At 70.1% G+C, this 12,471-nt stretch carries 11 protein-coding genes; 2 read left to right on the plus strand and 9 right to left on the minus strand.

Annotation, left to right across the window (positions count from 1 at the left end; genetic code table 11):
- Window positions 1-79: 79 nt before the first annotated feature.
- Complete coding sequence (locus tag QQZ13_RS07450) at window positions 80-1,012, plus strand: aldo/keto reductase family oxidoreductase (protein ID WP_284528394.1); 933 nt, start codon at window positions 80-82, stop codon at window positions 1,010-1,012.
- A 25-nt stretch (window positions 1,013-1,037) separates the two neighbouring features.
- Here the strand turns inward: QQZ13_RS07450 and QQZ13_RS07455 are convergent, their stop codons facing one another.
- The 9 genes from QQZ13_RS07455 to QQZ13_RS07495 all read right to left on the minus strand — a co-directional run bounded on the left by QQZ13_RS07455 (window position 1,038) and on the right by QQZ13_RS07495 (window position 10,954).
- Window positions 1,038-2,138 carry a GntR family transcriptional regulator gene (locus QQZ13_RS07455; protein WP_284528395.1) on the minus strand — a complete coding sequence of 367 codons (1,101 nt, stop codon included), beginning with the start codon at window positions 2,136-2,138 and terminating at the stop codon, window positions 1,038-1,040.
- A 70-nt stretch (window positions 2,139-2,208) separates the two neighbouring features.
- On the minus strand, window positions 2,209-3,270 hold the full coding sequence (locus QQZ13_RS07460) for a glycoside hydrolase family 76 protein (RefSeq protein ID WP_284528396.1): 1,062 nt from the start codon (window positions 3,268-3,270) through the stop codon (window positions 2,209-2,211).
- A 90-nt stretch (window positions 3,271-3,360) separates the two neighbouring features.
- Complete coding sequence (locus QQZ13_RS07465) at window positions 3,361-4,617, minus strand: ABC transporter substrate-binding protein (protein ID WP_284528397.1); 1,257 nt, start codon at window positions 4,615-4,617, stop codon at window positions 3,361-3,363.
- 67 nt (window positions 4,618-4,684) lie between these two features.
- Entirely contained in the window at window positions 4,685-5,581 is an 897-nt protein-coding gene (locus QQZ13_RS07470) for a carbohydrate ABC transporter permease (RefSeq protein ID WP_284528398.1), read from the minus strand.
- Entirely contained in the window at window positions 5,578-6,558 is a 981-nt protein-coding gene (locus QQZ13_RS07475; protein ID WP_284528399.1) for a carbohydrate ABC transporter permease, read from the minus strand. Before QQZ13_RS07475 ends, QQZ13_RS07470 begins: the two co-directional genes overlap by 4 nt.
- Window positions 6,555-7,859 carry a glycoside hydrolase family 125 protein gene (locus tag QQZ13_RS07480; protein ID WP_284528400.1) on the minus strand — a complete coding sequence of 435 codons (1,305 nt, stop codon included), beginning with the start codon at window positions 7,857-7,859 and terminating at the stop codon, window positions 6,555-6,557. Before QQZ13_RS07480 ends, QQZ13_RS07475 begins: the two co-directional genes overlap by 4 nt.
- 41 nt (window positions 7,860-7,900) lie before the next feature.
- Complete coding sequence (locus QQZ13_RS07485; protein WP_284528401.1) at window positions 7,901-9,826, minus strand: glycoside hydrolase family 76 protein; 1,926 nt, start codon at window positions 9,824-9,826, stop codon at window positions 7,901-7,903.
- A 124-nt stretch (window positions 9,827-9,950) separates the two neighbouring features.
- Window positions 9,951-10,625, minus strand: a complete 675-nt coding sequence (locus QQZ13_RS07490; RefSeq protein ID WP_284528402.1) for a cation transporter — start codon at window positions 10,623-10,625, stop codon at window positions 9,951-9,953.
- Entirely contained in the window at window positions 10,622-10,954 is a 333-nt protein-coding gene (locus tag QQZ13_RS07495; protein ID WP_284528403.1) for a helix-turn-helix transcriptional regulator, read from the minus strand. Before QQZ13_RS07495 ends, QQZ13_RS07490 begins: the two co-directional genes overlap by 4 nt.
- Before the next feature lie 163 nt (window positions 10,955-11,117).
- Here QQZ13_RS07495 and QQZ13_RS07500 point away from each other — a divergent pair, with 163 nt between their 5' ends.
- Complete coding sequence (locus tag QQZ13_RS07500; protein ID WP_284528404.1) at window positions 11,118-12,467, plus strand: HNH endonuclease signature motif containing protein; 1,350 nt, start codon at window positions 11,118-11,120, stop codon at window positions 12,465-12,467.
- Window positions 12,468-12,471 lie beyond the last annotated feature (4 nt).

The raw sequence follows: 12,471 nt of genomic DNA on the forward strand, positions 1-12,471 counted from the left end.
CGGCTCGTGCCGGCCCCCACACTAGGCCACCCCTCCGACCCGGGCTAGCGTGGAGGGAGACGACCGAAGGAGCTCCCCCATGAAGACCGTCCCCGTCGGGCCCGACCTGCTGGCCCCCAATGTGGTCCTCGGACTCATGCGCATCACCGACAAGTCCGACGACGAGATCCGCGAGCTCGTGCGCGTGGCCCGCGACGCCGGCATCGACTTCTTCGACCACGCCGACATCTACGGCTCTCACATGCACCAGTGCGAGGAGCGCTTCGCCGAGGCGATGCAGCTCACGCCGTCCGAGCGTGCCGAGGTCACCATCCAGACCAAGGCCGGGATCGTGAAGGAGGGGCCGTACTTCGACTTCTCATACGAGCGCATCGTCGGCCAGGTCGAGGGGTCGCTGCGCGCCCTGCGCACCGACTACATCGACATCCTGCTGCTCCACCGCCCCGATGCCCTCGTCGAGCCCGAGGAGGTCGCGCGCGCGTTCGACGAGCTCGAGGCCGCCGGCAAGGTGCGCGCCTTCGGCGTCTCCAACCACACGCCCGGGCAGATCGACCTGCTGAAGTCCGTCGTGCGGCAGCCGCTCGTGGCGAACCAGCTGCAGCTGTCGATCACCCACGCGCCGATCATCGCGCAGGGCGTCGCGGCCAACATGCAGGGCACCGACCAGGCCGTGACCCTCGACGGCGGCGGGATCGTGGACTACTGCCGGCTGCACGGCATCACCATCCAGGCGTGGTCGCCGTTCCAGGCGGGATTCTTCAACGGCGTGTTCCTGGACTCCCCCGACTACCCCGAGCTGAACGAGGTCATCGACCGGCTCGCGGCGCAGTACGACGTGCCGCCGCTCGCGATCGCGACCGCGTGGATCACCCGCCATCCCGCGAAGATGCAGGTCGTCCTCGGCACCACCACGCCCGAGCGGGTGAGCGCGGCTGCCCAGGGGTCGGACATCCCGCTGACCCGGGCGGAGTGGTACGAGCTGTTCCGCGCCGCGGGCTACCGCGTGCCCTGAGCGCCGATACCGGCGCCCGCTCCGCTCAGCGCTTGCTGTCCGTCGACTCGCCGACCACGAGGGCGGTGGGGAGGGCGACCTTCCGCACCGCGCGGGGCTGGCGGATGAGGTCGAGGGCGAGGTCGACGGCGGCCTCGCCCATCCCTTCCTGATCCTGGCGGATGTGGGTGAAGCGGTAGTGCAGCGGGTCGTAGAACGCGTCGGGGTGGTCGAAGCAGATGACCGACAGGTCGCCCGGGATGTCCCGTCCGACCCGGAGGGCTGCCGCGCGCAGCATGGCGGCGATGTTGTACTCCGTCGCCACGACCGCGGTCATCCCCGGGCGCGCCCGCAGGTAGGCCTCGAGCAGGTCGATGTCCTCGTCGGGTGACGCGGTGCTGCCGGGCGTCGTGGAGTGGACCAGGTCGAACACGAGCGCGTCGTCGTGCGGGATGTGGTGCATCGCGTGCGCCTTGACGTAGCCGTCTCTGCGGTCGCGCAGGGTGGACACGGTGCTGTCGGAGCTGACCAGGCCGACCGCCTCGTGGCCGAGCGAGAACAGGTGCTCGGTGGCCTGCTGGCCGGCGACCACGTTGTCGGAGCAGACCGTCGCGACCGGCACCCCGTCGAAGACGCGGTCGAGGATCACGACGGGGAAGTCCTTGGTCACCAGTTCGAGCACGGCCGGCGGGATGTAGACCGACGAGCTCGGCTGCAGGATGAGGGCGCGCACCCCGCCGTCGACGAGCGAGCGGATGAGCCGGTCCTCGGCCGAGGCGTCGCCGAGGCTGCGCTTGACCAGCAGGTTGGCGCTCGCGTTCGCCCGGTCGAGCAGGCCGCCGATGATCCGGGTGCCGAAGGTGTCGTCGAAGTTGGTGACGATCAGCCCGACGAGCGGATGGGTGAGCGAGTGCGAGGCCGGTGCGACGGTGGCGACGTCGCTGATGACGATCGTGCCCACCCGGGGGCGCCGGCTGATGAACCCGTCGCCGCGGAGCAGGTCGAGCGCCTTCTTGACGGTGATGGCGCTGACCCCGTGACGCTCCGAGAGCTCCGCGTCGGAGGGGAGCCGCTCCCCCACCGGGTGGTCGCCGCGCTCGATCGCGGACCGCAGGTCGTCGTACACCGCCCGGTACAGCGCCGTCATCCGGTTGCCCCCCACTCGCGAATCAACATATTTAATGTATCACCGAGCGGGGGGCGCCGTCGGGACGGACTCAGCGAGCGGCGCGACGCGCGCGCAGTTCGAGCGCCATGATCGCGCTCAGCTGCGTGGAGAAGTCCACCTTGTCGCCCGCCGGGGCCGACCAGTCGTCGCCGGCGAGGAGCCGCCCGTCACGCACCGCGCTGCGCCACAGGGCGTCGGTGCTGGTCCGCACGAACCCGTCCAGCTCCCGGGCGGCGTCGGAGTCGGGGTCGAGGGCATCGAGGAGCGTGCCGATGTACCGGTAGTAGACGCCCTTGAACAGGCCCTCGTCGCCGCCGGAGCCCTCCTGCCGGAAGATCCCGTTCTCCGACAGCTCGGCGAGCGCCGTGAGCGCGGTCCGCGACGCGTCGTCCAGGTAGCGCTCGTCCCCGGTCGCGCCGGCGAGCGCGACGCCCGCCCCGACGTAGAGACCCTGGTTGTAGGTGAAGCGCCAGTGGAGGTCGAGCTCGCCGTCCTCCTCGCGGTTGATGCCGTCCTCGACGAACCCGTCGGGCCGGACGACCGTGTCGGTGAGCCACCGGTAGGCGGCGAGTCCGTAGTCGAGGTAGCGCGCATCGTCGTCGCGCGCGCTCAGGCGGGCGGAGAGGATGACGAACGGACCGTTCGCGGGGGTGTTCTTGTAGTAGAGCTGCTGCTTGCGCCACGCGACACTCGGGCCCATGGTGTCGTTCCAGCCGTGGTCGACGACATGGTTCCAGATGGCGATCGCGTCGCGCAGGTAGGCATCGTCGCCGGTGGCGTCGTGAAGACGCAGGATCGCCAGCGCGTACCAGAGCATGTCGTCGAAGTAGTCGTTGAACAGCGACCCGCCGTTGCGTTCGAGGATGTTGCGGTAAGCCGCCTCGGCCTTGTCCAGCCACTGCCGGTCGCCGGTTCGCTCGAACGCGTCGACGCGCACGTCGATCAGGTGCGCGAGCCACCAGTAGTTGAAGGTGGCGTTGTCGCCCGCGGGGTGGCTGTTGTTGAGCAGCTGCGGTCCGTCGACGCCGAAGAAGTGGTCGAGGCTGTCCTGCGCGAGCGACGCGCGGTCGTCCCATTCGGTCTGCGGGGCGGTGCGCGATGCGGTGGTCATGAAGGCTCCAGAGCGGATCGGGGTGAGGGGATCGGGGTGAGGGGATCGGTGCGGCGGACGGGGGTGCGCCCCCCGTCCGCCGCGTGTCGGTCAGCGGTTGTCGGCGAGGATCTGGTCGCCGAGGCTCTGAGCCTCCGCCAGGGCGTCTTCGGCGCTGATCTCGCCGGCCAGGAAGCGCTCCAGCTGCGGGATCAGGGCCTTGCCCTCCACGTCGGAGGCGCCGGGGATGCGGGAGCGGACCTTCGCGAACTCGAGCGTCTCGATGAAGGCGGAGTACTTCGGGTTGTCGGTGAAGTACGGGTCGTTGGCCGCTTCGATGTTCGCGGGGATCCAGCCGGAGATCTCGCCGAACGACACGCCGTTCTCGGGCTGCGTCGTCCACCAGGTGATGAAGTCCCAGGCGCCTTCGGCGTTCTTCGCGCCCTGCGGGATGACCAGGCCGAACCCGCCCATGCCTGCACCCTGCCCGCCGTCGGGGCCCGACGGCGGCGGAACGATGCCGTACTCCACGCCGGCCGCGTCGAGGCCGCCCAGGGCCCACGGACCGTCGAGCTTGAGGGCGACGTTGCCCTCGGCGAACGCGTCGACGCCCTCGCCGAAGCCGAGCTCGTACACGCCCGCGTCGAGCAGGCTCTGCCAGAACTGCAGCACCTCCAGCCCCTCCGGGCTGTTGAAGGCGGTGGTCTGCTCGTCGTCGCTGTACATCTGGCCGCCGGCCTGCGTCAGCCACATGTTGAACAGGCCCGGATCGTTGAGCTGGAAGCCGGCGCGCGCGAGCGAGCCGCCCTCCGAGACGGTGGTCGCCTCGGCGACCGCGGCCAGCTCGTCCCAGGTCGTGGGCGGCTCGACACCGGCCTCCTCGAGGGCCTCGACGTTGTAGAACAGCGACCGGTTGTCGACCAGCAGCGGGATGCCGTAGGTGACGTCGTCGATGACGAGCTCGCTCAGCGCCTGGTCGTAGAACTGGCTCATGTCCACGCCGTCCGCCTCGATGTACTCGTCGATGGGCGCCAGGGCGTTCTTGTCGACGTAGATCGGGGTGTTGTAGCGGTCCCAGAGCACCACGTCGGGCACGTCGCCCGAGGCCAGACCGGTGAGCAGCTTCTCCTCGACGAGTTCCTGCGGCACGTAGGTCACCTCGTAGGCGTCCTGGGCGGCGTTGTAGGCGTCGGCCTGGGCTTCGAGCTGAGCGACCTGGTCGCCGGACCAGGAACCCCAGAACGTCACCTTCTCGGGGCCGTCGCCGGAGTCGCCGGAGTCGGTGGTCGTCCCGCTGCAGGCGGCGAGCGCGATCGCGGCGACGGTGACGACACCGAGGGCGAGGAACCGCCGGGGTGATGTCTTCATTGCATTTCTCCCTTGAATGTTGGTGCGGGCCGTGCGGACCGGGTGCGTCCGGACGTGGTGGAGGCCGTCATTTGACGGCCGAGCCGGTGAAGTTCTGCACGATGTACTTCTGTGCGAGGACGAAGACCAGCAGCACCGGCAGGCTGGCGACGATCGTGCCGGCCATCAGCGGGCCGTAGTCGGTCTCGTACTCGTTGATGAAGGCCGACAGTCCGATCTGGACGGTGTACATCTCGGGGTTGTTCAGGGCGATCAGCGGCCAGAGGAAGCTGTTCCATCCGGCCTGGAAGGTGAGGACGGCGAGCACGGCGGCGCCCGCCGTCGACAGCGGGAAGTAGACGCTGAGGAAGATGCGGAACTCCCCCGCGCCGTCGATGCGCGCCGCGTCGCCGATCTCGTCGGGGAGCGACTCGAAGAACTGCTTCATGAAGAAGACGGCGAACGCCCCCGCGGCGAAGGGCACGAGCACGGCCGCGTAGCTGTTGATCATGCCGACCCCGCCCTGGCCGAGCAGGTCGTTGCCGCCGGCGAGCGGGAAGTAGCGCAGCACCAGGAACGTCGGGATCATCGTCACGATCGCGGGGACCATCATCGAGGCCAGGAACGTGGCGAACACGCTGCTGCGACCCGGGAAGCGGAGCTTGGCGAGCGCGTAGCCGGCGAGGCTGCCGAAGAACACGTTGGTCAGGGTGCCGCCGACGGCGAGGACGAACGAGTTCACGAGGTAGCGCCCGAAGGTGCCGTCCGCGAAGAGGGCGACGTAGTTGTCGAAGGTGGGGCTGCGGGGGATGATCTCGAGCGCCCCGGAGAGCACCTCGCTCTCCGGCTTCAGCGACGTCGACAGCGTCCACACCAGCGGCAGGACCGTCGAGATGCTGACGAGGACGACCGCGACGTACCAGAGCGCCGAGCGGAAGAACCGTCGCCGCGTGGCACGCTGCTTCGGCGTGAAGGTGGCGCTCATGAGAGGTCCTTCCGGTTGGTGATGCGGGCGTTGGCCAGCGAGAACACGAGGATGATGAGGAAGAGGATGAACGACAGCGCCGAGGCGTAGCCCATCTCGAGGCGTCCGAAGCCGCGGTCGTAGATGTAGTAGACGAGCGTCAGCGTCGAGTTGCCCGGACCGCCCTTGGTGAGCACGTAGGCCTGGTCGAACACCTGGAACGCGGCGATCAGCAGCAGCGTGACGACGAGGAACATCGTCCGCGAGATGGCGGGCAGGGTGACGTGCCAGAAGACCCGCCAGCTGCTGGCGCCGTCCAGGCGTGCCGCTTCGATGAGCTCCGACGGGACGCCCTGGAGGGCGGCGAGGAAGATCAGCATGTTGGCGCCGAAGCCCGCCCACACGCTCATCATGACGATCGCCGGCATCGCCCACTGCGAGTCGTAGAGCCATGCGGGACCGTCGATCCCGAACCAGCCGAGCACGACGTTGAACAGGCCGTACTGCGGGTTCAGCAGCCAGAACCAGATCGATGCCGTCGCCACGGTCGACGAGATGACGGGGATGTAGAAGAGGGTGCGGAAGATGCGGACCGCGCGGCTGCGGCGGTTCAGCAGCAGGGCGGTGCCGAGTGCGACGATCACTCCGAGCGGCACGAACAGCGCCGTGTAGTAGGCGGTGTTGCGCAGCGCGATCCAGAAGATCGGGTCCTGGAAGACACGGGCGTAGTTGTCCACGCCGATCCACTCGAAGTCGCCGACCACCGCGTAGTCCGTGAAGCTGACGACGATCGCCACGACCAGCGGGATCAGCAGGAAGGCGACGAACAGCAGGACCGGCACGGCGAGGAACACCCAGCCGCTGATCGCCTGCTGCCGGCGGGTGGCGCGCACGGCGCCGTTCTCGCCGCGGCGGCCTCGCCACCAGCGCGGCGGCTGCTGCGCCTGCGCGGTCTCGGGGTCGCGCACCGTCTCGTTCAGACGCGTGAGAGTGGTCATCCCGCCACCGCCTCGACCGGCGTGCGGCGATGCGTCCGCAGCCCGGCGATGTCGAGCACCAGCTCGCAGAACATCGCGTTCGCCCACGAGAACCAGGGGCGCGTGAAGATCGTCGGGTCGTCCTTGTGGAACGACTCGTGCATCACGCCGGTGCCGGCGTGGGTGCGCAGCAGCGTGTCGAGCACGGCCCGGCGCTCGGCGTCGTCCCGCGCCGTGAGACCCTGCACCGCCAGGGCGATCGGCCACACCGTGTCGGGCGGGGTGTGGGGGCTGCCGACACCCGAGGCGGCCGATCCGATGCAGTAGTACGGGTTGTCGGCGCTCAGGATGAACGCCCGGGTGCGGAGGTACAGCGGATCGTCGATCGCGCACCAGCCGTGGAGCGGCAGCGAGAGGAGGCTCGGGGTGTTCCCGTCGTCGGCGAGCAGCGCGCCGCCCCGTCCGTCGACCTCGTAGGCCCACACCTCGTCGCCGCTCGGGGCGGCGGCGGTGGCGTGCTCGGCGAGCGCCGCCCCGAGGTCGTCGCGCAGGGCGAGGGCCGACGCGGCGAGCTCGTCGTCGTCGAACACCTCCCGGGCGATCTCGGCGATGTGCCCCAGCTCGACGTGGGCGAACATGTTCGCCGGGATGTTGTAGGGGAACGAGCAGACGTCGTCGCTCGGCCGGAAGGCCGACCAGGTGAGCCCGGTCACCGCGACCGGCGCTCCCCGGCCGTCCCGGGACAGCGTGTCGGTGGGCGCGCCGTCGAACCGCTGGAATCGATAGGGCGACTGCTCCTCGTGGTGCTGCTCGGTGCGCCACAGCTGCACGATCAGGCGGGCCGCCTCGGGGAAGTCCGCCAGGTGGTCGGTCCGACCGGTGAGGGTCCACAGGTCGTGGGCGAGCTGGATCGGGTACGCGAGCGAGTCGACCTCGTACTTCCGCTCCCACACCCACGGCGACATCTCGGTCAGGTCGCCGTGGTGCCCGGCGCCGCTGGCCGAGGCGTTGAACGCGTTGGCGTACGGGTCGAGGCGGACAAAGGCCAGCTGGCGCCGGGACACGGCGACCGCGGTATCGGCCAGCGCGGGATCGTCGGCGAGGAAGTGCAGGTAGGGCGTCAGCTGGGTCGCCGAGTCGCGCAGCCACATCGCGGGGATGTCGCCGGTGACCACGAACGCCGAGCCGTCCGGCAGGAGCTCGATCGTCTTCTCGAGCGTGTCGAGGTAGCAGCGGCGGAAGATCGCCGCCACCTCGTCGCCCAGCTGCTCCGCGATGCGGGCGGTGAGCCGGTCGGCGTGGGAGGGGGAGAAGAGGTCCACGGGTCTCCTGAGGGTCGGGTGCGGTCGAGGGGAGGGAGCGATCAGTGCTGCACGTACCGCAGGGTGAGGTGATCGAGGTTCAGCCAGTTGCTGCTGCCGTTCGACGTCTCGAAGATCAGCGAGATCGTGTTGGCGCCGGCTGTCAGCGCGACGTCCTCGACGGTCACCGTCCGCCACTGCCCCCACGATCCCGTCGACGGGAAGGCGAGGTTCGACACCACGGAGGCGCCGTTCACGAAGAGGTAGCGGGAGGCGTTCCCGGCGCCGGCGGCGTAGCGGAAGGTGAGGTCGTAGCGCCCTGCCTTCACGACGGTCGCCGACAGGTCGACCCACTGGCCGCTGCCGTTCCATCCGGCGAGGTAGCCGGACCCGGTGTACCCGGCGGTCGAGGACTCCAGGCCGATGCCGCCGTGGCGGGTGCCGTCCTCCGCCTCGCGCTGCTGCGACACGACCAGTCGGTCGAGGTTCAGGAACTGGCTGCTGCCCGACCCGCTCGCGTACTCGATCCGGATGGTGTTGTGCCCGGCATCGAGGTCCACGTTGTCGAGGTCGGTCTCGGCCCAGGTCGACCACGAGCCGGTGCCGGGGAACAGATGGTTCGCCCCGACCGCCACCCCGTTCACCAGGATGCGGCGGGTCGCGTCACCGGCCGCGGCCGCGTAGCGCAGGCGCAGCTCGTGGGCGCCGGCGGCGGCGGTGTTGACGTGGAAGGTGACGGCCTGGCCGTCGCTGCTCCAGCCGGCGAGGTAGCCGCGTCCCAGGAACCCGGTGCTGGTGCTCTCGGCGTTCAGGTTCGTCGTCACGGCGTTCTCGGCGTCGTGGATGCCGGTCCCCGGCTGCGGTCCCGAGTATCCGCTCGCGGGGACGACCTGCAGGGCGCTGACGACGGCGGCGGCCGTGAGGCTCTGCAGCCGGCCGGCCGGAGTGGGCATCGACCAGTTCGATCCGACGAGGTCGTCGGAGGTGCGCCGGTGGTCCCACGCCTGCGTCACGTTGGCCTGCAGGAGGGGCAGGTACTGCGTCTGCCCGTGGACGGTGGCCAGCCTGGCGAGGTGGCGGATCAGGATGGTCTTGAACCCGGCGCCGTCGTCGATGCCCTCGTCGTTGAAGGTGCCGCCGTTGGTGAGGAAGGTCGTGGTCCAGTCGGCCGCCGCGATCGCCTTGTCGAGGTAGGTCGCGTCGTCCGTCGCCTCGTAGAGCGCCACGGCCGCTCCGATGTAGTTGCCCGAGTTGTACGTGAAGTCCCACTTCACGAGCGTTCCCGAACCGGGTCCCTCGAGGTGGTCGTACACGTGGCCGTCGACCTGGAGCCGGTCGTCGACCCAGTCGAACAGCTGCTGCGCCTTCGTGAGATAAGCGGGGTCGGAGGTCGCCTGGTACAGCTGCGTCGCCGTGATGGCCGCGGGAGCGTTCGTCGCGACGTTCTTCTGGTCGTGGGGATCCTTCCGCCACCAGATGCCGCCGCCGTAGGTCGTGTCCCACTCCGCCCAGATGCCGTCGAAGAGATCCTCGGACCGGTCGAGGTAACGCGGGTCGCCCGTGAGCTCGTACGCGCGGATGGAGGCCTTCGCCCACCATCCGATGTCGTCGTTGTAGTTGTTGGCGAACGTCGGGTAGAACGCGACGAACCCGTCGTACACGTCGTCGATGAGGTCGCGCTGCCCGGGGTCGCCGGTGCGCTCGTACGCATCCATCACCGTCTCCCACAGCTGCGCCTCCCACCAGAAGTCGGTGTACAGTCCGTCCTCGGGTCCGTAGGCGTGCGCGGGGTCGATGACGTGGTCGCTGTTGGTGAAGAAGTACTTCTCGCTCGGGTCCCAGAACGCGTCGATGAACGCGTCGAAGGCGACGTCCGCATCGGCCGCGGTCGACGCGGACGCCGGTGCGGCGAGTCCCGTCAGCGCGAGCCCGGCGGCCAGGACGATCCCCGCAGCCGCACGGCGGCTGGGACGGCGGACAGTGCTCATGAATATCTCCGTTGATAGTCGTGATCCGGGGTGCGACCGCACCGTCGGATATCGACACTCTACTGAGTATATTCAATGCTGTCTACAGAATATTAGACATACTTATTTATCCCAGACACGGAGATCAGTTGCCCTCACCTTCGCCGTCGCCGTCGCCGTCGCCGTCGAGCAGCATGCCGACCGACGTGGCGCAGGCGTCGCCGCGCCACGCCTCGAGGCCTTCCCGCACGGCCATCCCCGCGATGAACAGGCCGGCGAGGGCATCCACCCACCACCATCCGAACAGGCTGTTGAGCACCAGTCCGACGAGCACCGCCGCCGACAGATAGGTGCAGATCAGCGTCTGCATCGAGTCCGCGACCGCCGTGGCCGAGCCGAGCTCACGTCCCGCCCGGCGCTCCGCGAACGACAGGAACGGCATGACGGCCACGCTCAGCGCGGTGAGCGCGATCCCGACGGGGGAATGCCCGACCTCGACGCGGACGACGAGGGCGATCAGGGAACTCGCGGTCACGTAGCCGGCGAGCGCGAAGAAGGCCACCGCAATCACCCGCAGCGTCGGCTTCTCCCAGCGCTCCGGGTCGCGCCGCGTGAACTGCCAGGCCACGGCCGCCGCCGACAGCACCTCGATGGTGGAGTCCAGGCCGAAACCGATGAGCGCCGCCGACGACGCGATGGTGCCCGCCGTGAGCGCCACGACCGCCTCGACGACGTTGTAGGCGATCGTGGCGGCGACGATCCATCGGATGCGTCGCTGCAACACGTGCCCACGACTGCCAGTGGCGGGTGCGGTGCTCATGCGCAGCGGCACCCGGAGTCGGCGCAGCAGTCCGGCTCGACGACGAGGGCGACGCGGAGGAGCTCCGCCAGCGCGGGCGCGAGGTTCTCATCGGCGAGGCGGTACGCGGTGCGGCGGCCCTCCGGCGTGGCGTCGACCAGACCGCAGCCGCGCAGGCACGCCAGCTGGTTCGACATCACCTGGCGTGAGACGCCGAGGGCCTCGGCCAGGTCGGAGGGATACGCGGGCCCGTCGCGCAGGGCGAGCAGGGTGCGGGCGCGCGTGGCGTCGGACAGCGCGTGACCGAGCCGGGTGAGTGCGGCGGTGTGGGTGAGGGTCGCCGCGGTCATACGCCGAGAGTACACGGACCGCTGTACTGTCCGCCGAGGAGATGGCCGCAAGGGCGATGTCGGAGGGGGTGACTAACCTGAAAGACATCGCCCGCGCCATTCATGCGGGCGATGTGGGTAGAGCAGGACGAAGCCTCCTGACGCATTCGACGTCAGGAGAGCCATGGATCCGATCACCCAGCCGCACCGACCGCACGGGGTTGATCCGCACGGGGTCGATCCGCACGGGGTCGATCCGCACTGGGTCGAGCTCGACGCGGTCGTGACGCGTGCGGAGCACATCCGCCGCGAGATCGCGCGGCTGCACGCCGAGCGCGCGGACCTGTGCGCCGAAGCGCTCGACCTCGTGGCCGTCCGCGTCGAGCAGCGCGCCGCCGCGGGTGTGGAGCACCGCGGCGCGCTCGGCGATGACATCCCCCTGCGTGAGGTGGTCGCCGAGCTCGGCGCCGCACTGCGGGTGGGCGACCGGACCGTCCACGGCTGGCTGGACAGCGGGTCCGCCCTCGTCCACCGCTACCCCGCGACACTGCGCGCGCTCCGGGCGGGAGCGATCGACGAGCGTCACGCCGCGGCGATCCTCGACGCCGGCGCGGCCGTGGAAGACGACGGACTGCGGGCCGAGTACGAGCGCCGTGTGCTCGAGGTCGCGGTGGCGGAATCGGCCGCACGGGTGCGGGCGGCTGCGCGGACCATCGCCGCACGACTGCAGCGCGACCTCGTCGACGACCGCCAGCGTCGAGCGCACGAACGCCGGCGCGTGCGGCTGTACGACATCGAAGACGGCCTCACCCGGCTGGTCGCCGATCTGCCCGCCGCCCTCGCGCGGGCCGCGTTCGAGCGCGTCAGCGACCTCGCAGCGGCGGTCGACGACGACGACGATGTCGACGGCGACGGGGAGCGCGACGACCGGTGCCTCGACGAGCGCCGCGCCGATGTGCTGTGCGACCTGCTGATCGGCGGCGCACCGGCCGCGCATCCCGACCTCCGCGCGGGAGGCGCTGCCGTCAGGGTCACGGTGCCCCTCCTCACCCTCGCGGGCGTCGACGACGATCCGGCGATCCTCGACGGGCACGGTCCGATCGACGCCGGAACCGCCCGGCGACTCGCGGCCGCCGCTCCGGGGTGGGAGCGTGTCGTCCAGCATCCCCTCACCGGTGAGGTGCTCGCCTGCGACCGCTATCGGCCGTCCGCCGCGCTCCGCCGGCTGATCGACGCGCGTGACGAGCACTGCCGGTGGCCGGGATGCCGTCGTGCCGCCCGCCGCTGCGACGCCGACCACACCGTCGCCTATGCCGAGGGCGGCGACACCGCGGCATCCAACCTCGCGCTCTTCTGCCGCCGGCATCACCGGCTGAAGCACGCCTCCCCGTGGCGCGTCCGGCAACTGGGCGGCGGTCGCCTCGAGTTCCGCTCGCCCACCGGACGCACCTATCTCAACGACGCTCCGACCGTCGTCGCGTTCGTGCCGCACGACCGGGTCGCGCCGGAATCCGACGACGCACCGCCGTTCTGATGCT

The sequence above is a fragment of the Microbacterium sp. T2.11-28 genome (genome assembly GCF_950097975.1).
Classification (GTDB): domain Bacteria; phylum Actinomycetota; class Actinomycetes; order Actinomycetales; family Microbacteriaceae; genus Microbacterium.

Coding starts and splice junctions, on each gene's coding strand:
- QQZ13_RS07450 (WP_284528394.1), top strand. CDS start 80: ATGAAGACCGTCCCCGTCGGGCCCGACCTGCTGGCCCCCAATGTGGTC.
- QQZ13_RS07460 (WP_284528396.1), bottom strand. CDS start 3,270: ATGACCACCGCATCGCGCACCGCCCCGCAGACCGAATGGGACGACCGC.
- QQZ13_RS07470 (WP_284528398.1), bottom strand. CDS start 5,581: ATGAGCGCCACCTTCACGCCGAAGCAGCGTGCCACGCGGCGACGGTTC.
- QQZ13_RS07495 (WP_284528403.1), bottom strand. CDS start 10,954: ATGACCGCGGCGACCCTCACCCACACCGCCGCACTCACCCGGCTCGGT.
- QQZ13_RS07455 (WP_284528395.1), bottom strand. CDS start 2,138: ATGACGGCGCTGTACCGGGCGGTGTACGACGACCTGCGGTCCGCGATC.
- QQZ13_RS07475 (WP_284528399.1), bottom strand. CDS start 6,558: ATGACCACTCTCACGCGTCTGAACGAGACGGTGCGCGACCCCGAGACC.
- QQZ13_RS07485 (WP_284528401.1), bottom strand. CDS start 9,826: ATGAGCACTGTCCGCCGTCCCAGCCGCCGTGCGGCTGCGGGGATCGTC.
- QQZ13_RS07465 (WP_284528397.1), bottom strand. CDS start 4,617: ATGAAGACATCACCCCGGCGGTTCCTCGCCCTCGGTGTCGTCACCGTC.
- QQZ13_RS07500 (WP_284528404.1), top strand. CDS start 11,118: ATGGATCCGATCACCCAGCCGCACCGACCGCACGGGGTTGATCCGCAC.
- QQZ13_RS07490 (WP_284528402.1), bottom strand. CDS start 10,625: ATGAGCACCGCACCCGCCACTGGCAGTCGTGGGCACGTGTTGCAGCGA.